Origin of the sequence: Bacillus sp. FSL K6-3312, assembly GCF_038007485.1 — a bacterium.
Taxonomy (GTDB): Bacteria; Bacillota; Bacilli; order Bacillales; family Bacillaceae; genus Bacillus; species Bacillus pumilus.
The window spans coordinates 197,190-221,471 of record NZ_JBBOXI010000001.1; the positions used below are offsets into that span (position 1 = coordinate 197,190).

27 protein-coding genes are annotated in these 24,282 nt (G+C 39.3%); 18 read left to right on the top strand and 9 right to left on the bottom strand.

Annotated features, from left to right (window positions below):
• The first annotated feature begins 82 nt into the window (after window positions 1-82).
• From MHI11_RS01140 to MHI11_RS01220, 17 genes are all read left to right on the top strand, one after another.
• Window positions 83-1,006: a CPBP family intramembrane glutamic endopeptidase gene (locus tag MHI11_RS01140; RefSeq protein ID WP_340960204.1), complete on the top strand. Its 924-nt coding sequence runs from the start codon at window positions 83-85 to the stop codon at window positions 1,004-1,006.
• 18 nt (window positions 1,007-1,024) lie between these two features.
• Window positions 1,025-1,747: an ABC transporter ATP-binding protein gene (locus MHI11_RS01145; RefSeq protein ID WP_340960205.1), complete on the top strand. Its 723-nt coding sequence runs from the start codon at window positions 1,025-1,027 to the stop codon at window positions 1,745-1,747.
• The gene (gene skfF, locus MHI11_RS01150) at window positions 1,740-3,161 is read left to right on the top strand and encodes a sporulation killing factor system integral membrane protein (RefSeq protein WP_340960206.1); all 1,422 of its coding nucleotides are present in this window, start codon (window positions 1,740-1,742) and stop codon (window positions 3,159-3,161) included. The genes MHI11_RS01145 and skfF overlap by 8 nt, the downstream gene beginning before the upstream one ends.
• A 19-nt stretch (window positions 3,162-3,180) precedes the next feature.
• Entirely contained in the window at window positions 3,181-3,696 is a 516-nt protein-coding gene (locus MHI11_RS01155; protein WP_050943428.1) for a HEAT repeat domain-containing protein, read from the top strand.
• Window positions 3,696-4,118 carry a TlpA family protein disulfide reductase gene (locus MHI11_RS01160; RefSeq protein ID WP_065097726.1) on the top strand — a complete coding sequence of 141 codons (423 nt, stop codon included), beginning with the start codon at window positions 3,696-3,698 and terminating at the stop codon, window positions 4,116-4,118. Before MHI11_RS01155 ends, MHI11_RS01160 begins: the two co-directional genes overlap by 1 nt.
• 28 nt (window positions 4,119-4,146) lie before the next feature.
• A complete protein-coding gene (locus MHI11_RS01165; protein ID WP_044139165.1) occupies window positions 4,147-4,362 on the top strand; it encodes a hypothetical protein in 216 nt (71 codons plus the stop codon).
• Between the two features lie 128 nt (window positions 4,363-4,490).
• Complete coding sequence (locus MHI11_RS01170; RefSeq protein ID WP_340960207.1) at window positions 4,491-5,618, top strand: DUF418 domain-containing protein; 1,128 nt, start codon at window positions 4,491-4,493, stop codon at window positions 5,616-5,618.
• Between the two features lie 162 nt (window positions 5,619-5,780).
• A complete protein-coding gene (locus MHI11_RS01175; protein WP_003217079.1) occupies window positions 5,781-6,152 on the top strand; it encodes a GntR family transcriptional regulator in 372 nt (123 codons plus the stop codon).
• A gap of 5 nt (window positions 6,153-6,157) precedes the next feature.
• Window positions 6,158-7,033, top strand: coding sequence for an ABC transporter ATP-binding protein (locus MHI11_RS01180; protein ID WP_044139168.1), 876 nt, complete (start codon window positions 6,158-6,160; stop codon window positions 7,031-7,033).
• Window positions 7,017-7,622, top strand: a complete 606-nt coding sequence (locus MHI11_RS01185; protein ID WP_340960209.1) for an ABC-2 transporter permease — start codon at window positions 7,017-7,019, stop codon at window positions 7,620-7,622. The genes MHI11_RS01180 and MHI11_RS01185 overlap by 17 nt, the downstream gene beginning before the upstream one ends.
• A 188-nt stretch (window positions 7,623-7,810) precedes the next feature.
• Window positions 7,811-8,026: a helix-turn-helix transcriptional regulator gene (locus MHI11_RS01190; RefSeq protein WP_012008754.1), complete on the top strand. Its 216-nt coding sequence runs from the start codon at window positions 7,811-7,813 to the stop codon at window positions 8,024-8,026.
• On the top strand, window positions 8,023-8,322 hold the full coding sequence (locus MHI11_RS01195) for a hypothetical protein (RefSeq protein WP_340960211.1): 300 nt from the start codon (window positions 8,023-8,025) through the stop codon (window positions 8,320-8,322). The genes MHI11_RS01190 and MHI11_RS01195 overlap by 4 nt, the downstream gene beginning before the upstream one ends.
• A gap of 55 nt (window positions 8,323-8,377) precedes the next feature.
• The gene (locus MHI11_RS01200) at window positions 8,378-9,325 is read left to right on the top strand and encodes an alpha/beta fold hydrolase (RefSeq protein ID WP_340960212.1); all 948 of its coding nucleotides are present in this window, start codon (window positions 8,378-8,380) and stop codon (window positions 9,323-9,325) included.
• Between the two features lie 219 nt (window positions 9,326-9,544).
• The gene (locus MHI11_RS01205) at window positions 9,545-10,177 is read left to right on the top strand and encodes a TetR/AcrR family transcriptional regulator (RefSeq protein ID WP_106036026.1); all 633 of its coding nucleotides are present in this window, start codon (window positions 9,545-9,547) and stop codon (window positions 10,175-10,177) included.
• Window positions 10,178-10,227: 50 nt separating this feature from the next.
• Entirely contained in the window at window positions 10,228-10,911 is a 684-nt protein-coding gene (locus MHI11_RS01210) for a bacitracin ABC transporter permease (RefSeq protein ID WP_340960213.1), read from the top strand.
• Between the two features lie 24 nt (window positions 10,912-10,935).
• Complete coding sequence (locus MHI11_RS01215; protein WP_340960214.1) at window positions 10,936-11,694, top strand: DUF4097 family beta strand repeat-containing protein; 759 nt, start codon at window positions 10,936-10,938, stop codon at window positions 11,692-11,694.
• Between the two features lie 218 nt (window positions 11,695-11,912).
• Complete coding sequence (locus MHI11_RS01220; RefSeq protein ID WP_340960215.1) at window positions 11,913-13,301, top strand: amino acid permease; 1,389 nt, start codon at window positions 11,913-11,915, stop codon at window positions 13,299-13,301.
• 185 nt (window positions 13,302-13,486) lie between these two features.
• Here MHI11_RS01220 and MHI11_RS01225 read toward each other — a convergent pair whose 3' ends face one another.
• Both MHI11_RS01225 and MHI11_RS01230 read right to left on the bottom strand, forming a co-directional pair.
• Entirely contained in the window at window positions 13,487-15,388 is a 1,902-nt protein-coding gene (locus tag MHI11_RS01225; RefSeq protein ID WP_340960216.1) for a TRAP transporter permease, read from the bottom strand.
• Window positions 15,389-15,412: 24 nt separating this feature from the next.
• Window positions 15,413-16,369: a TAXI family TRAP transporter solute-binding subunit gene (locus tag MHI11_RS01230; RefSeq protein ID WP_340960218.1), complete on the bottom strand. Its 957-nt coding sequence runs from the start codon at window positions 16,367-16,369 to the stop codon at window positions 15,413-15,415.
• A gap of 240 nt (window positions 16,370-16,609) precedes the next feature.
• On the opposite strand from MHI11_RS01230, the gene MHI11_RS01235 reads away from it, so the two are divergent.
• Window positions 16,610-17,374 (top strand): IclR family transcriptional regulator, encoded by a 765-nt coding sequence (locus tag MHI11_RS01235; protein ID WP_340960220.1) that lies wholly within the window; start codon window positions 16,610-16,612, stop codon window positions 17,372-17,374.
• A gap of 46 nt (window positions 17,375-17,420) precedes the next feature.
• On the opposite strand, the gene MHI11_RS01240 is transcribed toward MHI11_RS01235, so the two are convergent.
• From MHI11_RS01240 to MHI11_RS01270, 7 genes are all read right to left on the bottom strand, one after another.
• Window positions 17,421-18,272, bottom strand: a complete 852-nt coding sequence (locus MHI11_RS01240) for a 3-hydroxyacyl-CoA dehydrogenase family protein (protein WP_340960221.1) — start codon at window positions 18,270-18,272, stop codon at window positions 17,421-17,423.
• 11 nt (window positions 18,273-18,283) lie between these two features.
• Entirely contained in the window at window positions 18,284-19,477 is a 1,194-nt protein-coding gene (locus MHI11_RS01245; protein WP_340960222.1) for a thiolase family protein, read from the bottom strand.
• A 1-nt stretch (window position 19,478) separates the two neighbouring features.
• Window positions 19,479-20,279 carry an enoyl-CoA hydratase/isomerase family protein gene (locus tag MHI11_RS01250; RefSeq protein ID WP_340960223.1) on the bottom strand — a complete coding sequence of 267 codons (801 nt, stop codon included), beginning with the start codon at window positions 20,277-20,279 and terminating at the stop codon, window positions 19,479-19,481.
• 28 nt (window positions 20,280-20,307) lie between these two features.
• The gene (locus MHI11_RS01255) at window positions 20,308-21,072 is read right to left on the bottom strand and encodes an enoyl-CoA hydratase/isomerase family protein (protein WP_340960224.1); all 765 of its coding nucleotides are present in this window, start codon (window positions 21,070-21,072) and stop codon (window positions 20,308-20,310) included.
• Between the two features lie 21 nt (window positions 21,073-21,093).
• Window positions 21,094-21,876 carry an enoyl-CoA hydratase/isomerase family protein gene (locus MHI11_RS01260; RefSeq protein WP_340960225.1) on the bottom strand — a complete coding sequence of 261 codons (783 nt, stop codon included), beginning with the start codon at window positions 21,874-21,876 and terminating at the stop codon, window positions 21,094-21,096.
• A 15-nt stretch (window positions 21,877-21,891) separates the two neighbouring features.
• The gene (locus tag MHI11_RS01265; RefSeq protein WP_340960226.1) at window positions 21,892-23,106 is read right to left on the bottom strand and encodes a CaiB/BaiF CoA transferase family protein; all 1,215 of its coding nucleotides are present in this window, start codon (window positions 23,104-23,106) and stop codon (window positions 21,892-21,894) included.
• Window positions 23,107-23,316: 210 nt separating this feature from the next.
• Complete coding sequence (locus MHI11_RS01270) at window positions 23,317-24,198, bottom strand: glycerophosphodiester phosphodiesterase (RefSeq protein WP_340960227.1); 882 nt, start codon at window positions 24,196-24,198, stop codon at window positions 23,317-23,319.
• Window positions 24,199-24,282: the final 84 nt, after the last annotated feature.

Genomic DNA, 24,282 nt, shown 5'->3' on the forward strand with positions numbered 1-24,282 from the left:
AAAGGAGGAGGATTTTCGTGAAGTCAAAACATATTGGTATATTGCTGAAAAGGAAGATGTTCGACTTAAGATAACAGTTGAAATGCAATCTGGTGTCATTACTTATATTGGTACAGATACAGAGATTCTAACAGATCAGATGAATAAAGTAATACGAGATGAACAAGTCGAATCTACTTTTGGGATATCAGGTATGTTAGCATCAGCTGCTGCGATGGTTGTGGCTATTTTAGTTTTAGTCTTAATGGATGTTCAAACTCAAATCATACTTAGTCTTATACTAGGTTTAATCATTGTTTTAGTACAATCACTCACGGTTAAAGAAGATATACAGTTAACAATTGTAAATGCTTATGATGCTAGGATGAGTGTTCATACGGTTAAATTACTTGGAATACTCTCCACGATGTTTGCAGGATTATTGACAGGATTTGTAGTATTTATATGTTCATTGGGAGGGGGGGCTCTTGCGAATAAATTAGGTTTAGCATTTTTAGATCGAATTAATGAACAGATTTTTATTGGTCTTAGCGGTGGACTTATTAGTCTAGGCATCACTTCATTTATTTTTTATCTATTAGAGAAAATAAATCGATTGCGTATATCTCCAGAATTATCAAATAGAAGTATGTTCTTGTCTGGATTTACCTTAAGACAAGGGCTAAATATGAGTCTGCAAAGTTCTATAGGAGAAGAAGTCATATACCGACTTTTAATGATTTCTTTATTTTTATGGTTAAGTAATAATACGGTGCTGTCAATTTTACTATCATCTTTTTTATGGGCAATCATGCATCAAGTTACAGGGTATGATCCAAGATGGGTCCGCTGGGCGCACCTTTTCACTTTTGGATGTTTCCTTGGTTATCTTTTTGTGAATTATGGATTTATTTGTGTACTTGTGGCACATTTCATTCACAATTTGGTGCTTGTGTGTATGCCCTTGTGGCAATTTAAATTTCAGAGATATATACATACTAAGAAGCCTCAGCATACATCACTCTAATAGTAAGGGAGAGATTTGATGCCATTCATGGAGGTTCAGAATATAAGCAAACGATATAGCAATGGTGATGGGATAGAGGGTCTGTCGTTTTCCATCGAAGCAGGTGAGGTTGTGGCGCTACTCGGACCTAATGGTGCCGGGAAGACGACAACGATTCGGTGTTTAACGGGGCAATATAAACCAGATGGAGGGGAAATTCTCATTGAGGGTTTCCCGCCTGGTCATTCCTATGTCCAAAAACAAGTAGCTCTTATTCCTGATCAGCCGTATTTGTATCCAGACTTAACGGCTGCTGAACATGTTCAATTCCGTGCTCGTGGATATCATAAAGGCTTAAAACAGATCAAGGAAAAGGTATATGGAGCGTTGAAAGAAGTACATATGGAAAAAAAGATGAATGAACTGTGCGGAAGGCTGTCAAGAGGCCAAAAGCAGCGTGTCGTCTTAGCAGGGGCCATTGTTCAAGATGCCTCCCTTTTTATATTAGATGAACCGACTGTAGGGTTAGATATTCCGTCAAAACAGTGGCTGGCGGATTGGCTGAGACAAAAAAGCAGTCAAGGTGGGTCGGTCTTTGTGTCGACACATAGTCTGGAGTTTGTTCTTGATACGGCCAGCAGGGTGATATTGATTCGAGACGGTACCATCATGAAGAATATGGATGTTCCTCAATTAAAGGAAGAACAGAGTGAGTGGAGGGCAGAAGTCATTCAACTTCTGGGGGAGTGGTCAAGTGAATAACACACTCTCCCTTTTATGGATGAAATCTCAAAGACGCTTGATCAGTAAAAATCAAGAAAAGAAAATGCCTTTTCTGATCTTACTTCTTTTCATTGCGGCAATTGGTTTTCAGCTAAGCGCAGTTTCAAGTATGGGTGATTGGAATGCGGTTGCAGCTGGGTGGATCATTGTCTGTTTGTTTGTTCTCTATACGGGGTTTGGCTTGTTTACAAATCGGCTGCCTAGTCAAATGAACGATATCATTTGGTTATATGGAAATGGTGCTTCTCTATGGACAGTTGTCATCAGTGTATGGTTGTATCACATTTTTTGGCGAGGGGCTCTTCTCATTGTTTCTGCTGTGGCTGCGGATCTACTTCTGTTTTTTATGACGCAGCAGTACCCGTTTCTGCTTGGAAAATCACTCATCCTGACAGGGCTGTTATGTTTGGCTGAAACTTGGATGATTGCGATGTCTTGTGCTAGAACCATTCGAGTATATAAGCGCCTGCTCATACTCGGTTTTGTATTGATGTTTGGCTTCTTTGCACTGCTGGTTTTGAATCAATTCATGATGAAACAGCCCTTCTTGATGAACATTGCTGATTCTTTGATGTTTCAAGCTGGACGTATGATCGAAGAGTTCTCCATTCTTTCTTTCTTCATCTTTATTGGAGTAATGTTCCTATCTTTCATCATGATGTATAGGGCTAGTCATCGTTTAGAGATGAAGGAGTCTTTAGTCAAAGAGGCAGTATTCTGGGAGGAATTTGAAGGGAAACATATTCAATCAAGTCCAATTGTTCAAAAAAAGGTCAAGACGTGGTGGGGGCTTTCGTCATTAACGGGTAGCTGGGCTTTTCTTTGGATTGAATTATTGCTGGTAAAAAAGTATGCTGCCTTTCATTTGTTATCTACCATGCTGTTAATTGGTACTTACTATGTCGTCCTTACTTATTTTTCTGATTGGCTGAATCTATTCTTAATCGTCATCGCTTCATCCGTTCTTTTTAGTTCATATTATGCTGGGATTGTAAGACATGCACAAACAGGAGTGCTCTATCTTTTTCCAGGTGCTTTATATCAAAAAATCATTCTGTTAGAAGTGTTTCAAACCTTTTGGCTGTATGCGTTCTACTTGATTTCTCTTTATTTAATTGAGATTCAGGATGTATTGTATTGGACCTTATTTGGTGGAGGAGTTTATATATGGTTTTTGGCCATACGGCTCTTTGCCTTTATGCAGCCTCTGAGAAGAGAAAGGAGTTTTGCTTTGGCCGCCTATTATCGATCATTGCTATTTGCGTCTGTGATCAGTGCTATGGTTATGATTAGCATTCATCTAATCACTGATGGCTTGTTGACAACAATTGTATCCCTAGTGGCTGGAGCAGGATTTTATGTGCTTTGTTATCGATACCGTGCGGTTCATTAAAAAGAGGAGTTGATTGTCAATGAAACCAGAAAATAAGCTGTCTCAATCAGTTCAACAATTGGCAAATACAAATGAAGTAACGATCGTTCAAGCAATAGGGGAATTGAGAAAGTTCGGAAAAGATGCAGTGCCCGTCCTTGTTGAGGCTTTAAAAGAAAAAGGATCTCTGCGGAACATTGCAGCAGCTGTACTTGGTGAATTTGGAGCAGATGCGGGAGAAGCAGCTGAGCCACTAGCACAGCTATTAGAAAGTGAAGAAGAGGATACAAGAATGGCCGCTGCCATGTCACTCATGAGGATTGGACAGCCTAGCTTGCCATTCCTTCTGGCACTGGCTAAACGTTATGAGGGACCTACTTGTTTCTGGGCATCATGGTGTATCTCTTGGATTGATCCATCAAAAATTGAAAAAAACATGTACGAGTGCTTAAAACAAGAACAAGAAAATCCAACAGGCAGCGTCACTCCTTTTGCTGCAGAGGAAGCATTAGGGAAGATTATTGCTTTTCAGCTAAAGGAAAAGGGGGATGAATAGTGGAAACGCAAAAACTCAATTGGCCTGAGCACCTCCCTTGGATTTTTCCTTCAGATCAAAGGAGTTTATCTGAGGGACAGCAACTTCTATACTTTTGGTCAGTCAACTGTCCGCATTGTGAAGAATTAACCGACCACATTCTACATCGTGTAAATCAGTTGGGTATTCATTTAACCTGTGTCCATGTTCCATATACAGAAGATGAAAAGTCGGCAGATGTTGTTTCAGAATATGCAGAGGAAAAAAATATGACCGCTCCTATTGTGTTGGATCAGGATTATGAGATTGTTGCAAAGTATAAGATTCAAGGGTTACCTAGCTTTTGCCTTATAGATGAAGAGGGAAATTTAATAGATCGGAAAATGGGAGATAGCGGCTTGGAAAAAATATTGAAAAAGTTAGAAAAACATTCAATTAGTTAGCAAGTATCAGGGAGGAGAGGAGATAGTGTTGTTTCAATCAAACAAAGAATTAAAAAGAAACGTCATTTTTTTCGCAGGGATTGGAGCGGTTTTGTTGATTTTAATGATATTGAAATGGTTTTCGATTTCTGCAGACTGGGAGCTGACGTTGATTTTTTGGGGATTGGGGATTTTGTTTTATTTGAAACGTGTGACGCGGAAAGAAGAAAGTCATCATTCATCAATTCATTCGTATGAAACCTAGAATGTATATTCTAGGTTTTTTTATTAAATTTACCTTAAAACGCATGTTTTTACATGGGTGTAGAGACCAATTTTTTAAAAGTGTGGTAGGATAAATATGCTTTTATATTTTCCGAAGGAGCTGTCGAGTTGAAGGGGTCTAGGGTTGAGTTAATTGATAGTTTGCGTGGTTTTAGTTTATTAGGTATTTTGATCGTGAATATGCTAAATTTTCAATATGATTATGATTTTGAGAAAATGTTTGATTCGAGTTTTTGGGGGCAGGAATTTGGCGTTTATGTAACGGAAATTTTGTTCCAGGGGTCGTTTTATCCGATTTTCTCCTTTTTGTTTGGGTATTCTTTTATCAAGCTGATTGAATCTACGAAAGCTAAGGGACTAAATACGAATGCCATTGTCGTCCGCCGTGGTTTTGGTCTGATTGTGCTTGGAATGCTGCATTACATCTTTATTTGGAATGGTGACATTCTTCTTTATTATGGAGCTTGTATGCTTTTCTTGATGATGTTTATGAGCAGCCGGATCAAAACAATGCTGATTTGGTCGGGTGTGTTAGGTGCATTGTCATTAGTCGTTTCGCCATACATGATGAAACTTGTTCATGGGACTGATGAATTATTAACCGATGTGTATGCGAAGGGTGATTATACTGATATTTTGCTCAGCCGGATTACGGTTGAAGACGATATGATGATTGTGACCATTATTTTGGCGATCGTGAGCATTACGCTTATGCCGATACTAGGGTTTCTTTTCGGTACGATGACGGTGGGGCCGTTCGCCTTGCTAGGCATGGTGATTGGTAAACGAGGGCATCTCACAGAAGAAGATCGAGGGATGGCCTATCGCAAAGGCTGGGTCTGGGTCATTGTCGTCGGCCTTGCACTAAAATGTGCGACGTTCATTGATGCGCCTTGGAGTGAATTCGTTATGGTTCTCGGTGGATATGTGCTGGCGATCGGGTATATTCAAGCTTTTATTGTTTTTTACTATTCGAAGGCAGCCGAAGGCCTCAAACGTTTGCTTGCAGGGCTTGGCCGTTTGTCCCTTTCAAATTATTTGGCGCAGTCGATCATTTGTACAACGATTTTCTATTCTTATGGACTTGGTCTATTTGGACAAATGGGATCAATATTTGGACTGCTGCTCGCTGTCGGACTGTATACAGCACAGCTGTTCATCAGCTATCTCTATTTGAAAAAATGGAGAAGAGGTCCGGTGGAGTGGATGATGGGAAAATGGGTGTATTGGAGATAAATTTTGTTGGGGAAGGCCGCATAGCTGAAAAGCTGTGCGGTTTTTTAGTTGAGTTGCAATCAAAAAATGGTTGATTATTCTTTCAGTGTGTATATAATGTATATATAGTGTATATACAATATTTCGTTCCAAACACCAGTACAGAAAAAAAGAGGTTTTTATATGCAAATTACGATTTCAAATCACTCTAAGGAGCCCATCTATGAGCAAATTACGAATCAAATTAAATCGATGATTTTAACGGGTGAGCTGGCGGAAGGCGCGGCACTACCGTCTATTCGAAAGCTGGCGAAGGATTTACAAATCAGCGTCATCACAACAAAGCGAGCATATGAAGAGTTAGAGAAGGCAGGATTTATTTATTCGATTGTCGGTAAGGGATCATTTGTTGCGGAGCAAAACCTAGAGGTCATGAGAGAGAAAAAATTGAAGGTGATTGAGGAACAGCTTGGAGCGGTTGTTACAAACGGCAAGGAATTAGGCTTATCTTTTGATGAATTGCAGCAGTTATTAAAGTTCTTGTATGAGGAGTGAGAAGAGTGGAGCACGTGATTGAATTCAAAGGAGTATCAAAACGATTCAAGGACTTTTCTGTTCAGAATCTTGATTTACAGGTCAAAAAAGGCTTTGTTACAGGGTTTATTGGAGAAAATGGCGCTGGTAAGTCGACCACGATTAAAATGATTATGAATTTATTAAAACCAGATTCGGGTGAGATTAAAATCTTCGGATTAGATTACCGCACCCATGAAAAAGAGATTAAGGAACGAATCGGCTTTGTTTACGATGCTAACGTTTTTTTCCCAGGATTGAATTTAAAGGACATTAAACGAATTGTGGCACCTGCCTATAAACGCTGGGATGACCAGCTTTTTTATCAATATATTGAACAGTTTGGTCTGCCGCTGAATAAAGCGATCAAAACATTTTCAAAAGGGATGCAGATGAAGGCGTCACTTGCGATTGCGCTGTCACATCATGCCGAGCTGATTATCATGGATGAACCAACTGCTGGGTTGGATCCGGTCTTTAGAAGAGAGCTACTCGGCACGTTACAAGAATTGATGATTGATGGAAATCGAACGATTTTTTTCTCGACGCATATGACGACTGATTTAGATCGCATTGCGGATTATATTGCGTTTATACAAAATGGAAGATTGGTCTTTCAACAGTCGATACATGAGGTAGCGGAGAATTATGCGCTGGTGAAGGGGAGCCTGGATTTGTTGGATCGAGACACAGAAAAGGCGTTTATCTATATTCAGCGTACGGCAGCCGGATTTGAAGCATTAACAGATCGGATTGATGAGGTGAAACTTATTTTTGGGGATGCTGTTGTGATTGAACCGGCGTCGCTTGAGGATATCATGTTTTATTTGAAAGGCGGGGTTGCGCATGTATCATTTAATTAAGCGTGATGTGATTTTGCAAAAGAAGCAGTTACTTATTTTTATTCCGTTTATCTTATTTTTTATTTTCATGGATGTCCATCCAGTATTGACGTTTCTAGTCGCTAGTGTCTTCATTCCATTTAACACATATGCGTACGATGAGAAGGCGGAAACGAATATTCTATTAAATTCTTTGCCTTATACACGGAATGAAATTATTGCATCTCGTTATCTTGGTGCCGTTTTTTATATGGTCATTGCGATCGGGTTGACAAGTGTTGCTTTATTTAGTTTTGGGAAGCTGTTTTCGATGACGGATATTGCTCTTGGCAGCGGGTTGTTTTTATTGTTCGCGGCGTGTACGTTTCCATTGTTTTATATCTTAAAGCCTGGTTATATCACAACGGCAGTGCTCATTGGCTTTATCCTATTATCTGCTATGGGACCGCCAGTTGTTGTCTATTTAGCAGAGCAATTTAGTGGGATTACTGATTTTATGATGAATTTATCGATCCCTATTTTATATACGGGATCAACTGTGCTGATTATGCTCATCTACTTGCTGTCTTGGGGACTTTCTACTGCGATTTACCAGAGGAAAGTGTTCTAATTCAGATGATCACATCATTTTTAGAGAATCATTCATTTTGAGGTAAGACTTTCAAAATGGATGATTCTTATTTTTTTGCATCTGGTGAAATTGACATACAGAAGAAAAGAGGTTATTATTAATTAACATAATGTTAATAATTTTTAACATATTGTTAAATAAATCATCCTTTAAGAAAGGGATTTCAAATGGAGATTAAAAATCGAATTAAGGTATTACGGGCAGAAAGAGACTGGACACAAAAGGATTTGGCAGAGAAGTTAGGTGTGACTCGTCAAACTGTGGCAGCGATTGAAAATGGTAAATATTCTTTGTCTTTAAAATTAGCCTTTCAAATTGCTAGGACATTTGAAGTTGATTTGTATGATGTATTTCAAGAGGTCGACAAGGAGGAACAACAATGATGACGACGATCATTCTTTATTCTTTGATTATCCTTTCTATTTTAAGCACAGTTTTTCAATTTAAGAAGAACCGTGAATATAAACATGATGAACGAGGACAATTTATTTTAGCGAAAGCAGGAAGTTTTTCTATTGTAGGTGTGGCTTTAGCATATATATTGGTTGCTGTCGTTCAATCTATGGTCCATCAATTCTCATCTCCAACAGAGTGGTTTTATATAGCGATTACTTTTATGTATGTATCAAGTGTTTGCGCAAATACAATTGGCATCATCTATTGTGAAAGAAAATATTAATTTTCATCGAGGGATGTAGGCTAGAGTTCTTCATCATGAAGGGAAGAGAAAACCAATGAAAAAATTATTGAGAATCATGCTGATCTCCATAGGCACCATTATCACGGTCATGGTTGTTTTTCTAGCTACTGTTTATTTTGTAAACCTCATTAGTAATGAACGAGAGAAGGGGAAAATAGAAACTTATGGGCAAAAGGTCTTGGTGGATGGGAAGCAAATGAATGTGCTCATTCAAGGCGATGGGAAAGAAACGATTGTCCTTCTCCCAGGCTATGGAACTGCTTCACCAGTGCTAGATTTCAAGCCGCTAGTAGATGAATTATCACCTTATTATAGAGTCGTAGTGATTGAACCATTTGGATATGGTTTAAGTGACGATACAGATAAAGTACGGACAAGTCAAAACATTGTAGATGAGATTCATGAATGTTTGCAGAAGCTCAACATTAAAAAGTATACGTTGATGGGTCATTCGATCTCTGGCATTTATGGATTAGAATATGTGAATCAATATGAAAAAGAAGTCCAAGCATTTGTTGGAATTGACAGCAGTGTTCCTAAGCAGGAGGATGCAGATGAATTGCCAGTCTCCAGCTTACAGCTGCTTCATCAATCCGGCTTTTACAGATTGATAGTGAAAATGAATCCAGATCAATTGGTGATGCCTAAAGTAGATGATCAAACGAAAGCTCAAATTAAAATGCTGACTTTCCGAAATTTCATGGATGAAAGCCAAGCTAGTGAGGCAGATAACTTTAGAACCAATTTTAAAAATGCTCAACGTCTACATTTCCCTATGAAGCTCCCTGTTGTTTTCTATTTAGCAGATCAAACGGAGAAAGAAACACCAAACTGGAAACCAATGCATGAAGAGCTATTGAAAAATGTAGATCACGGCAAAGTAGTTACTTTCAAAGGCGGCCATTATTTGCATCATACGAAATCAAAGGAAATTGCAGCTGATTTTAGAGAATTTCTATCTAACAACGAGAGTCATCGTTAGTCATATACCTTCCGCGCTTCATCTAGTGACCCAAGCTTATTGAACAATATTTTCATTTTCTCGTGTTAAAAAAAAGAGACCGTGTGAGCGGTCTTTTTTGTTTTATATAAAGAACCTATATTGACAGTTTATCATGAAGTAGATTAAAATACATACCAACGGTCGGTATGTAAAAAGGAGGCATTTTATTTGGCCAGAAATAAATATCCAGAAAAGACAATCAAGCAAATTTTAGATGTGTCGACGAAGCTGTTTCAGGAAAAAGGATTTGAAAAGACGAGTTTGCAGGATATCATCCATGAATTGAACATGTCTAAAGGGGCTATTTATCATCATTTTAAATCGAAGGAAGAAATATTACGTGCCGTGATGGAGAGGCAATTTCGTCATGCGACTGAGAAACTTGAAGATCTGATTAAGCATACAGAGGCAGCGCATGCGAAAGAGAAGTTGCAACGTATTTTAGAGCAGCTAGTGGCAGATCCAAAATCTCATTCGATTGATGGGATCTTGGTTGACCAGATCAAAAATCCGCAATTTGTGGTTGAGGGAATGAAGGCAGGCGTAAATCAGGATGCGCTAAAAATCAAACATCTTATTCTTGAAGGAATTGAGGATGGTTCGATGAAGACTGCTTTTCCTGGTGAAGTGGCAGAAGTGTTTATGCTTCTCGTCAATATATGGCTGAACCCAACGCTATTTGCTCGTGATGAGCAGGAAACTAGCCAGCGTTTACTGTTTTTACAACAGATGATGAAAGGTCTCGGAGTGGATGTGGTGAGTGATCTATTTATTCAAAAGGTCACAGCGCATTATGCTGGGATTGGTGGTTATGATCAGCCTGGAACCTAAATGGTCAGAAAAGAGTCAAAAGCAAAATTCATTTCATAGGAGGATGCCTTATGCTTCACTTCGTAAAACTTGAGCTAAGAAAAAGCCATATGAAACATTATATTCAAGCTAGTATGATTGTCAGTATTGTACTGCTGGTGTTTATTTATTTTGTCGCGTTTGTTGCACAGGTTGAACAGGAAATAGGTTTTCAGCAATATCAGAATATCTATTTGTTGACCAGTATAGTATGGATGATCTTTTTTTCGATCGTCACAGCCATGATGTATTGTCGAGTAATAGTGACTGCATTGAAAGAACATGAACCTCATTCACCCAGTATGAAGTCATCCCTCCTTCCGAGAATGGTTTGGATGCTTTGCTTTTCTACAATTGTCATGCTGTGTAGTATCATTCCTTCATTTTTTGTGTTTAGTGTCACTGAAACATTCTTCCCTATTGTTCAAGATGCACTGACAGCTGATGTGATGTTCACTGTGATCAAAACGTACCTAGTGTTTACTTGTTGTATCAATGGTATTGGCATGATTGCGATGAGAGTGGGGGTAATGAAGAGGTCTACTTTCATGACCATTCTGACTGCGATTGTTCTATGTGCTGTTTTAGGAAACGTATTAATCGCTGTTTATGGTAATGATCAAATGAATTTCATTTTGTCAGGAGTCATGCTGCTCGCTGTCCTCATTGTGATCTTGGAATTATGTGGCCGCATGCCCCGGCTTCAAGCGAGATAAGCGAGTATACAAGGAGGGAGACATATGGAGCATACGATTCAAATTGAAGAATCGGTCGTAGAATTATCGTTGGATTGGTTGCTCGGAGAGGTGTGTATTCAACACCATGATCATCCTTATCTCATCATTCGTCAAACGGCCAATCAAGTGTTTCCAAATCGTTATTTGATGAGTCATCAGGTAAAGGATGGGCGATTGTTCATTAAAGATAGACGGAAAAAAATACTCAGCTTAGGGCTTCAACTTTATAAAACTGATGTCGCTATTTTTCTCCCTAAACGACAATTACAGTCCATTTCCATTCGTTGTAAAGGAGCAAATCTTCAGGCAGAGAGACTGAAGGCGGAAAATGCCTCTTGTCATTTAACTTCCGGGAAGACGATGCTATCAGGTGACATCAAGCATCTCCATTTAGAGACAGTAGGTGGGCTTATTTCTAGTCGGCAACTGACCACACAAAGATTATTACTGCACGCCACATCGTCAAAAGTTGAGTTGACGGGTGCCTTTTCGGACGTTGATCTGAATGTAACAGGTAGAAGGATGCAGATTCATTCTACAAACATGCTAAATTCACTTAAATCTACTTCAACTGGAGCAAATGTCAAAGTGACGATACCGGAAAATGATGGGTTTACTTGTTATGTAAAGAAAAGATCCGGCGCTTTCCGGAATGACTTTTCTTGTCATCGAGAGAAGGACAAAATGGTGCATAAAAATGGACTGCGATTCTTTGAGGTTGATATAAGAGGCGGTCAGTTCTTATTAAGTCATCAGCTTTGAAGTGACTTTCACCCCTTGGTTCAATATATCAATATAAAACAATTTGAGCATCTCTTTATGTCGGAATATTTTGATAATAGTGTTTCCCTCAAAAAAACAATTGTATTTTAAGGGTAGATTTATTATGATAATATACATCGAAAGATTGATGTTTCTCAATCAGAATGAACATTCTGATTTTTATTTTTTATGTTGTTTGTTGATGAGGGGGAAGAAAAGTGGCTCAAAAGGAATTAAAGAGAGGGTTAAGTGCCCGCCATATTCAAATGATCGCACTTGGCGGCACGATTGGTGTTGGCTTATTTATGGGGTCAGCCAAGGCCATTCAATGGACAGGTCCATCGGTTCTTCTCGCGTACGCAGTATGTGGTATCTTTATCTTTTTTATTATGCGTGCGATGGGAGAAATGTTATACGTTGAACCGAGTACAGGTTCATTTGCTACATTTGGTCATCAATATATTCATCCGCTTGCGGGGTATATGACAGCTTGGAGTAACTGGTTCCAGTGGGTCATTGTCGGGATGTCGGAAATTATTGCCGTAGGCGCTTATATGAAATATTGGTTTCCGGAGCTGCCAGCGTGGATTCCAGGATTAATTGCGATGATTATTTTGGGAGCGGCCAACTTGATTTCGGTTAAATCGTTCGGTGAGTTCGAATTTTGGTTTGCAATGATCAAGATTGTGACGATTATTTTAATGATCATTGCAGGTCTAGGCATTATTTTCTTTGGATTTGGAAATGGCGGGACGCCTATTGGCTTGTCTAATCTGTGGGCGCACGGCGGGTTGTTTACAGGTGGATTTACCGGATTCTTGTTTGCGTTGTCGCTCGTCATTGCTGCCTATCAGGGTGTAGAGCTGATTGGGATTACAGCAGGTGAAGCGCAAAATCCAGAAAAGACGCTGACCAATGCCATCAAAAGTATCATCTGGCGTATTTTGATTTTCTATATCGGTGCGATCTTTGTCATTGTGACAGTGTATCCTTGGGATCAGCTGAATACCCTTGGCAGTCCATTTGTGGCGACGTTTGCGAAAATTGGGATTACAGCAGCCGCTGGTATTATTAACTTTGTCGTCATTACAGCAGCGATGTCCGGCTGTAATAGTGGGATTTTCAGTGCGGGACGTATGCTTTATACATTAGGTGTGAATGGACAGGCGCCTGCTTTCTTCACCAAAATTTCAAAGAATGGTGTGCCGTATTTTGGGACATTCGCTGTGCTGATTGGTCTAGCGGTAGGAGTTGTCCTCAATTATGTTGCGCCACCAAACATTTTCGTCTATGTGTATAGTGCGAGTGTACTTCCTGGTATGGTGCCATGGTTTGTGATTTTGATTAGTCATATCGGCTTTAGAAAGGCGAAGGGAGCTGCGCTTGATCAGCATCCATTCAAAATGCCGCTAGCGCCGTTTTCTAATTATCTTACAATCGGTTTCTTATTGATGGTGCTTGTATTTATGCTCATTAATCAGGATACGCGTATTTCTCTGATTGTGGCAATTGGGTTCTTGATTGTAGTAGCGCTTAGCTTCTATGTCTTTGGGATCGGGAAACGGAAACTGATCCAAGATGCTTCAATTGATACAAATTCAAAGTAACTAACAGTCTTATCACTTAGCAAAATACCCCAAAAGTTAGAAAAACCTAATGATTGGGGTATTTTTTGTATGATTGAATTTTCATAATGGGCACACCGAGAAAGATAGAACATTTTATTTTTACATAAAAAAGCTGCTTAGCTTTTATGAGAATGCTAAAACAGCTTCATTAAAATACTTTTATTTTACTGATTCACTTCGTACGTATCTTGCGGTTTTTCATTGAATTGGCTTCGAATCAGTATGGATGTTAATAAAACTGCAATGATACCGATGCCTATTAGATCTGTTAACAAACCTGTATGAACTAAAAGTAATGCTCCTCCGAAGCTGAGAATTCTCTCATAAAAGAACAGGTCTCTTTTGAGCCAGCCTGTTAAAGCAGCAGCGAAAAAAATGACACCAATACAAGCGCCTGTTACAGCCAATGCTATTTCTACTGCACTACCCTGTCCTAATAGTTCTGGCCCGAACACAAACATGTAAGGAATAATAAATGAAACTAAACCTACTCGTGCAGACGTAAAAGAAGTTCTTAATGGATCACTTCCAGCAATTCCTGCAGCTGTATACGATGCAAGTGCGACAGGCGGTATTATTGGAGCGAGACTTGCAAAATAATAGATAAACATGTGTGCTAGTAGAGGATCAATACCTAAATCAATTAAAGCCGGTGCAGTAAGAACACCTACAATGATATAAGCAGCTGTAGAAGGTAAACCCATCCCCATAATTACACAAGCGATCATCGTTAAGAAAAGAGTGAGAAAAATGCTGTTCTGACCGAGGTTCATTAGCAGAGATGTTAATGTTACGGCAGTACCTGTTAAGTTAATTACCCCAACAACAATCCCTGCAATGGCACATGCCATTGAGATGAGCAACATCCCTTTTGCACCTTGCTCTAAAGCCTCAAGGAAAAATTTCCAATCGATCTTTTTAAAATAGATGGCGATATAAGAGATAACTAAGGCAACAACGGACCAAAAAGCCGCAAACATCGGTGATGCATTTAAGACAACTAACAGATAAATGAGTGTCCCTAAGCCGATATATAAATGAAAACCCTTCCAAAACACTTCTTTGAAAACAGGCAACTCTTTTTTCGCTATCCCTTTCATTTTAGCCCTACCTGCATCAAAATCGACAAAAAGAAAAACTGATAAAAAGTATAGTATGCCAGGGATAAGTGCAGCAAGAATGATCTCACCATATGAAATCCCTGTTAGTTCAGCCATGATAAAAGCACCTGCGCCCATCACGGGAGGCATAATACTTCCTCCAGCAGAAGCAACTGCCTCAATAGAAGCGGCCATACGAGGCTTGAACCCTACCTTCTTCATTAACGGAATGGTGAATTGTCCTGTTGAGGAGACATTGGCGACGGCACTTCCAGAAACCGTGGCCATCAATGCACTCGATATGACGGATACTTTGGCGGGACCGCCTTTAAATCTACCGCCAATGATAAAAGCTAAGTCTATAAAGACTTTCCCTGCCCCAGTTGTATTAAGAAAGGCCCCAAAAATAATAAAGAGAGCGATGAATGTGGCAGCGATTCCTAACGATGTTCCCCATAACCCTTCAGTGGATAAATACATTAAAGAAATGATTCTCTCTAGTGAGATATCCGATGTCTTTAAAATAGAAGGGAAGTAATGTCCAAAGTAAGCATAGAGTAAGAACAGTAAACCTATTAGCGGTAAAATAAAGCCAGTCACTCTTCTTGCTGCTTCTAGTATAACGATGATTAAAGTGATGCCAAAAAACATGTCATATGCATTTGGTGCTCCTACTCTTAAAAGCAGCTGATCGTACGTATAAAAAATATAGATTCCAGAGCTGATACTGACAATGATACAAAGGGTATCAAGCCAACGTAATTTTTTGTTTGGCAGCGGTTTTGTTAAGAATACTAGCAGTAGAACAACGGTTAAATGAACATTACGTTGAATCATGGCTGTTAGAACACCGAATCCCCCTGTGAATAAATGAAACAGCGATAGCATGATTGAGATCAATAGAATAACTCTTACGGTAATACGTTTAGCGTTTTCTGACTGGCCTTTTGATTGAATATTCTCCATAAAAATCCCCCCATTTCTCCTCTATTAATTGTTTACATCTGCTTCTTTAAAATATTTTTTTGCTCCTGGATGAAGCTCAATTATTGTTTTTGACGCAGTCTCTTTATTTAACTGTCGTAGTGTAGAGACGGTGCCTTGCAGATCATCTAAGTGATCAAAAACGGTCTTGGTTAATTGGTACACATCATCTTCAGGGACATCTTTATGAACAAATAAGCTGACATCGACTGATATGGTTTGAATGTCGTTGTCTACACCTTTATAAGTTTTAGCTGGAATTTCAAAAGGATAAAGAGAGGGATAGGCGCTGTAAATCGTATTCACTTCATCATCTGTAAGCGGTATCATTTTTATATCTCGAATATTTGCCAGATCCATAATCCCCGGGGTTGGTAATCCAGTCCAAACAAAGATAGCATCAAGCTGACCGTCTTTTAATCCATCTACACTTTCTGAAATCGAAAGGAATTGTGGCTTAAAGTCTTTATCGTAATAAAGGTCTAGAGCATTTAGTACTTGCTTTGTCCGCACTTCATTCCCACTTCCAGGTGTGCCTACAGCAATTTTCTTCCCTTTTAAGTCATCTATTGATTGGATATCTGAGGATTCTAAAGCGACGATTCCAAGTGGCTGCGAATAGATCGTAAAAACACTTCTTAAAGAATCTTTTTGTGGATTCCCTTTAAATACTCCTTTTCCTTCATAGGCTTCTAATGCGACATCTCCACCAAATAAAGAGAAGTCTGCTTCTTTTTTATCCATGAGACGTATATTTTCTATTGCCCCGCCTGAAACTTGATTTGTGAGGTTGATTGGGACATCGCTTTCATTCATTGTTTGCGAAAACGCAGCACCGATTGAATAGAGTACACCAGAAGTGCCACCAGTTGGAAACGTGTAATTCGACCCTTGCTGATTCTGACACGAAATTAAAAGTGTCACTACACTGATAAAACTAATCAACATCATCATTTTTTTCATGTTTTTCCCCCTATACACAGGTTATATGGTAAAACGCTTTCATTTCTATATTTATATCGATATTCGGTTTTTAAATCCGATATTTGTAATATAACATCAAAAAATAATCAAGACAACAAAATCTTAAAATTCAGTTTATTAATGAATCATTCATTTTAAATCATGCTGAATGATCATCATATTGGTTATGAAGATGTTACAATGGAATTGGATTACTATTGTTTAAGGAGATGTCTATCTATGACGGCCAATAAATCATTATCACAAACCCTTCAAAGGGGACTCATGATATTAGATTTGTACACTAAAAGTGAATCTGAATATAGTGTTAAAGAAATTTCTGACATATTGAAATTCTCGCCAACCATCGGTTTTAGATTGGTGAATACACTTGTTGGAATGGGATACTTAACAAGAAACGTTTCAAATGGAAAGTATCGATTGGGTATGTCCTCCTATCGATTGGGTATATTCGCTAATCCAAATCCAAAGTTGGTTGAAAAATCGCACCCATTTTTAGAGAAAATTTCTTCCGAGACGAATGAAACCGTTAGTATAAATGTATTTGATCCTGTAAAAATGGAAGGAGTTTGTATTGCCTCAGTAGAGAGTAAAGACAATATCAAATTTTCCTCACCGGTAGGGCTTAGTAGACCGTTATATAAGGGTGCATCAAGGAAGACCATTTTGGCTTACCTGACTCCTTCACAGCAAGAATTAGTTATAGATGAAGCGGAAAAACAAGGGTTTCAACAGGTTGAGAAATTGAAAAAAGAATTACAACTAATTAAGAAAAATGGCTATTGCTACTCCGAAGGGGAAGTTACAGCAGGTGCCTTAAATGTATCATCTCCAATTTTGACCAAAGAGGGTTTGATTTTGGCTAGTATTGCTATTCATTGTCCTGCCTATCGAAAAAAAGAAGATACGGTAAAAAAATTCACAATGCTTGTAAAAGAAGCTGCTCAAGATATCTCTTCTCTAATGAATAATTATGATGAGTAGCATGATCTTTCCATAGAGCCTAAACGCTTTATGGAAAAGATCACGTTTATTTGTGTTGATAGTGAAAGAATCCTTCACCTGATTTTACACCTAACTTTCCTGCCTTTACATATTTAGTGAGTAATGGACTAGGTCTATATTTTTCTCCCAAAGTTTGATACAAATATTCCATATTTCGAAGTCTAGAATCTAAGCCGACCAGATCAGCAAGAGCTAGTGGCCCCATCGGGTGGTTTAGGCCTAATTTACAGGCTTTATCAATATCCTCGGCAGATGCAACGCCTTCCATTAACATATTCATTGCTTCATTCCCAATTAAGCAGTTCATTCTGCTTGTAACGAATCCTGGAAATTCATTTACTTCGACATATTCCTTCTTTAATTGTGTCGTCACTTCTTTTACAAGGTTTACTGTTTCGTCTGAGGTATCAAGTCCTCGTATAATTTCAACAAGTTTCATTTTGTGTACAGGATTAAAAAAGTGCATTGCTACAACTTTCTCTGGTCGAGAGGTGATCGCGCCAATTTCAGTAGGGCTCATTGTAGACGTATTGGTAGCGAGAATTGTCTCAGGCTTCGTCAGTTGGTCAAGTTCTTTGAATACATCTAATTTGACAGCCATGTTTTCAACAACCGCTTCAATCACTAAGTCAGCGGAGCGAACAGATTCCTCAAGACTATCTGAATAGGAAATCCTTTGTAGGGTTGGATGAATATCTTCTGTTTTGATAAAATTTCTCTTTGCGCTTTTTTCTAGTTCTAATTGAATAGAAGATTTTGCTTTTGATAGAGAAGATGCTTCGATATCGTATAAGGAGACGGTAAATCCATTGGAAGCAGCTGAATAAGCAATTCCTCTTCCCATCGTACCAGCCCCAATAATAGAGATTTGAGTCATTTTATACACTCCTATACTTGTAGATTTTCAAATATCGTTGTGATTCCTTGCCCGCCAGCTGTACAAAGTGTGACAATGCCATACTTCGTTCCTTGTCGCTCCATTTCATGGATTAGCTTTGTCGCAAGAATGGCTCCTGTAGCCCCTATTGGGTGCCCTAATGCAATTGCTCCACCGTTCACATTTATTTTGTTTATATCTAATGCTAATTCTCTAATGACAGCGATCGACTGAGCGGCGAAAGCTTCATTGAGTTCAATAAGACCTATATCATTGATAGAAAGGCCGCATTGAGCTAATGCTTTCTTAGTCGAGTACACAGGCCCGATCCCCATATATTCAGGTGAAACCCCTACAGAAGCTTGTGCAATAATGCGAGATTTAGGTGTTAGTTCATATTTTTGAGCAATTGACTCACTCGTCATTAATAAAACAGAAGCGGCGTCATTACGACCACTTGCATTACCGGCGGTAACAGTACCATCTTTTTTGAACACTGGTTTTAGATGAGATAGTTGTTCAAGAGAGGTATTTCTAGGGTGCTCATCCTTCTGAAATAGAGTGGTATTCTTTTTTGAGATGACTTCATATGGAATGAGCTGGCTGTCAAAACGTCCATCATTTATGGCTTTATTTGCTAACTCTTGACTTCGTAAAGAAAATTCATCTTGTTCGGATCTTTCAATATGATATTGTTCTGCCAAGTTTTCAGCAGTTTCCCCCATTGTTAAGTATCCATAGTCTTCAATAGGCTGAGAGTAGGGCTGACTTTCTGTGTTAGGATCTAAAAGCACCCCGTTTCCTGAACGATAGCCAAACCGAGCGTGTCTCAAATAATAAGGAGCTGTACTCATGCTTTCAGCGCCCCCAGCTACAATGACCTCGTTCAGACCATGTTGTATTTGTAAGTCAGCACTGTTAATGGCCTGTAAGCCAGAACCGCATTGTCGGTGAATGGTATAGCCAGAGGTCTCAATTGGAAATTTTGCTCGAAGTAAAGAGAGCCTAGCCAGGTTTGATGAATCGGCACTTTGCTTTGCTTGACCTAGGATCACCTCGTCTACTAATTCTTTTGGAAGTGAAGTTCTTTCAAATAATCCAGTCATGACTTTGGCTGCAAGCTCATCTACTAAAACGTCCTTTAAACCACCGCCTAATTTCCCAATAGGTGTTCTGATTGCATCGATAATGACACTTTTATTCATATTAAACCTCACTCTCATTCTGCGTATTGACATCTCGATCATAAGCAGGTGTTCTTTTTTCTAGAAAGGCATTGATTCCCTCGGTTTTATCTTCCGTAGAAAAGGCTACTGATTGTGCAAGTTTTTCTAACATAAACGCAGTATCTATATCTGAATCGTAGCCTCGATGAACGATCATCTTCGCTAATTTTAGGGCGAGAGGACCTTTTGATAAGAGGGTTTGGATCATGTCTTCTTTTTCTTTATTTAATTGAGAGAGAGGACATGATTGAGCAACTAAACCAATGGCTTTTGCTTCTGCTCCTGTGATTAATTTTCCGAGAAGAATCATTTCAAGAGCTCGACTTTTCCCGATCATTCTGCTTAGCCGCTGTGTTCCCCCAGCTCCCGGAATAATGGCTAAATTCAATTCAGGCAGTCCAATTTTTGCATGGTCAACGGCTATTCTAAGATCACACGCAAGTGCAAGTTCACACCCTCCGCCTAAAGCATGACCATTTATAACAGCTAAAGTCACTTTATCTGAGTCTTCAATTTGCTTATAAACCCCTTGCATCCCTGGTTTTAAACAATCTAACGCTTTTCTATCATTCAACTCGTTGAGATCTGCGCCGGAGACAAATGCTTTCTCTCCAGAGCCGGTAATCACGATTATTCTGATTTCCTCTTGTGCATTAAGCATATCTACGGCTTGTTCGAGCTCCTGAAGCGTTGCATAATTTAGTGCATTTCTTACTTCTGGACGATGAATTGTTATCGTTCCTACCTGTTCTTGAACATCAACAAGTATATGTTTAAACATCCAATCAACCTCTTTTCAAAATAGTTGTCTATTTACCTTTCCAAATTGGCTGGCGTTTTTCTAAAAAGGCTTGTGTTCCTTCTAATCTATCTTCGCTTTCATATACATTAGGCCCAATATCCATTTGTAGTGCATGGAAGAGGGGGACGTCCATTGATTTCCATATCGTTTCTTTTATACGCTGTACAGATAAAGGAGCACAAAGGCAAATTTCCTCAGCTAATTCCTCAGCTCTTTTCATTAGGTCTTCGACAGTTGGTAAGACTTCATCTATCAGTTGTAGATTGTAGGCTTCATCTGATTTTATTAAGGCTCCTGTAAAAAGAAGTTTTGCTGCTATACTGGGAGAAATAAGCTTAGGTAAGATCGTTGCTCCAAAAGTAGCCCCCATTCCTCTTTTTGCTTCAGGTAAACCTAGTTTGACATTTGAAACAGCTAGTCGAATATCACTTGCCAATGTGATTTCAAAGCCTGCTCCTACAGCAACGCCATTAATCGCAGATATGACAGGCTTATACGTTTCGATGATGGCATTAAATAACCGGCCTCTAAGTGGCTTCTTTTTAAATGCCTCTGGATTTGATTTTGCTTCACTTAAATCTCTGCCACTGCAAAAAGCTCTTTCTCCGACACCTGTTATGATTAAAACCCTGGCGTCTTTATCATTTTTATACTCTTCTAAAAATTCCAAAAATAGATCAGGCATTTTTGAATCGATGGCATTCATCTTGTCTGGTTTATTGATGTATAGGTAAGCAATCTGCCCCTTTTTTTCATAGTGAATAACGTCCATACGTGAACACTCTCCTTTAAACTAATTGCCCTGAAAAACGGCTTTTCTTTTCTCTTTAAATGCCTGTACGCCTTCCTTGTGATCCGAAGTTTCTTTGATAACAGCATAATGAGAGGAAATAAGGTCTAAAGCTGCCTCTAATTCCAATGACTCCGCATATTGTACAGCGCGTTTGGTCATTCGAATGGCGATTTGTGGACCAGAAGCGATGTGCTCTGCTAATTCTTTTGTTTTCTCTTCGAATTGGTCTTGTGAATAAACGTGATTCACGAGGCCAATTGCTAGTGCTTCATCAGATGAAATAAAGTTCCCCGTCCATAATAGTTCTAAAGCTTTCGCTTTCCCGACAATTCTCGGTAAAAAATAAGCACCTCCATCTCCAGGAACAAGGCCAACCTTGACATACCCTTCACTGACTTTCGAGTCTTGAATCATCACCCGCATATCACACATTAACGCCATGTCCAGTCCTGCACCTACAGCGGGACCATTAATCGCTGCGATAACAGGTTTATCAATATGTTTAAGGGTTAATGGGATACGATGGATATTTTCCCATAGCTTATTTTTGTTATCTAAAGGAGTTTGATTTTGTTTCATCCCGCCAACATCCCCGCCTGAACAAAAAGCATTGCCGGCTCCAGTGACTACAATGACATGAACATCGTCATTATGTTTTGCTTCTTCAAGTGCATGAACCCATTCGCCAATCATTTCTGCATTAAATGCGTTCTTTTTATCAGGCCGATTCAGGGTGATCGTTAATACGTGGTTTTTTATATTTGTTAAGATGGTTGAAGTCATAATGGCCTCCTTTAGTTACTTATTTTGTAACTCGTGATTTTTTGAACGAATAATACCTTCATGGTTGAACGTTTCTAATTGTTCATCCGAGTAGCCTAATAAGTCTTTTAAAACCTCTTCTGTATGCTCACCGATAATAGGTGCTGGGAAAACTTTTTCTAAAGGTGAATCGGATAGTCTAATCGGGGAGCCTGGTACCTTAATGTTTCCTTCCACAGCATGAGAAACTTCTCTTATCATTTCGCGCTCTATTAGATGCGGATCGTTTGCTACTTCATCAATTGTCTGTACAGGGGAATGAGGTATGTTCGCTTCAATAAAGAGCTCCGCAATCTCATTTTTATTACGTTTTGTTGTCCAGCTACTGACGATCTCATCGACGATAAGTGTGTGTGCAGATCGATCAATATTTGTCTCGAATCGTTTGTCATCTAAAAGATCTTCTCTATCTATCACGGTTAAAAGTGATCTCCATTGTCTGTCAGCGACACATAGGATAGCGATATAGCCATCTTTCGTTTCATACACATTGTAGGGAGCTGTCGCCATTCCACTATGCTGATTGCCTGTTCTTTCGGAAAATTTCTCCCCTTGGCTGTAATATGCACCTAAAGCAGAGGCGAGTGTCGGATAGACTGAATCATGCATCGAGACTTCCACAAGCTGACCTTTTCCGGTTATTGTTCTTTGATAAAGTGCGGTCGTTATCCCTCCAAATAGATGAATTCCCCCTAGGAAATCGCAAATGGCTGGTCCTGCCTTAACAGGAGGTTTATCAGCAAAGCCAGTTGTCGCCATAACTCCTGCCATTGCTTGCACGGTCAAATCCATCGCCGGTCTTTTTGCATAAGGACCGCTAAGCCCATATCCTTTTCCAGAAGCATAGATAAGACGAGGGTTTACTTCTTTTAAAACATCATAGCCAAGTCCTAATCGATCCATGGCGCCGAGTGAAAAGTTCTCAACCAATACATCAGATTTCTGCACTAAATCTAAGAAAATTTCTTTACCTTGATCGGTTTTTAAATCGATTGATACGCCGTATTTATTTGAATTCAACATAAGTAATTCGTGGCAGTCCCCTTTTCGCCTAACCCTTAAGTTCTCTCCCTTTAAAGGCTCTACTTTAATTACTTTTGCTCCTTGAAATGCTAACATTAGCGAGCAGTAGGGGCCGTTATAAATTTGACCAAGGTCTAAAACAGTAATACCTTCTAACGCCTTGTTCATATGAACTCCTCCTTAAAACGCTTTCATTTTAATACGATAAACGGATTTTGTTTTCAATTATCGTATAAATCCAATTTATCATAGGTTGATTAATCATGCAATATGAAGAAAGAGGTATGTATGAAGACAAAGGTGAAATGCATAAAAAATAACAAAGCAGTCCATTAGTTTTGTTACTAATGGACTGCTTTGTTAACAAATAAGATGAAACTATAACGATGCTTTCACACGTTGAAAGACATCTGGAAAGTTGGTGAAAAGACCGGTGACGCCGTATTGCAGTAGACGGGTCATATCTGCTTCGCTATTTACCGTATATGGGTGGAGGAGGAGTCCGTGGCTTCTGACCTGCTGTACGTTTTCAAGTGTTAATGCTCTAAAATTCGGTCCGACACCCACTGCATAAGATTTGATGAAATCGAGCTGATCATCTGTGATGGACGTCATTTGGGTTCTGTCTAAAAGCTGTACTTTGGGAAGGCGTGGATTTAATTTCTGTAGTTTTAGCAGGCTGTCTTGACTAAAGGATTGGATAATGACCTGCCCTTTTCTTGTGTGTTTCCCGAGAAGATGATGTTTTTTTAGGGTCGCCAATAGTTTTTCTTCCATTTGCGGATAGATGTCTGGTTTTTTTGTTTCAATATAATAATTTTCTCGTTTACCGAAATAGCGCAGCACTTCATCTAATGTGAGGACTCGTTGTCCGATATAGTTGGCGTTTTGTCTGTCGGGATTGACTTCATTAAACCAAGTACCAGCATCAAGCTGTTTGATTTCGGCAAGTGTGAGGTCTTTGATCCAGCCCGTTCCGTTTGTGGTGCGGTCAACGGTTTCATCGTGCATGACGATGAGATGTCCATCCTTTGTCATTTGAAGGTCGAGTTCGAGGTAATCCGCATTCATCTTTGTGGCGAGTTTGTAAGAAGCCAGGGTATGCTCTGGTGCATACCCTGATGCTCCGCGATGTGCAACAGTTAGAATACGATCTGGAGATAAAAGATGTTCATGTGCTGATACGGTGGTCGGCACCCAAGCAATAGACAGTAAAGCAAAAGAGAGCAACACGAAAGCAAGTAATCTACTTTTCTTCATATTTTATCCTCCTTTTACGGTAACTGCCTCCATCATAAGAAATAGATGTAAAGGGCATGTTGGGCGGATATGAATCTTTTATGT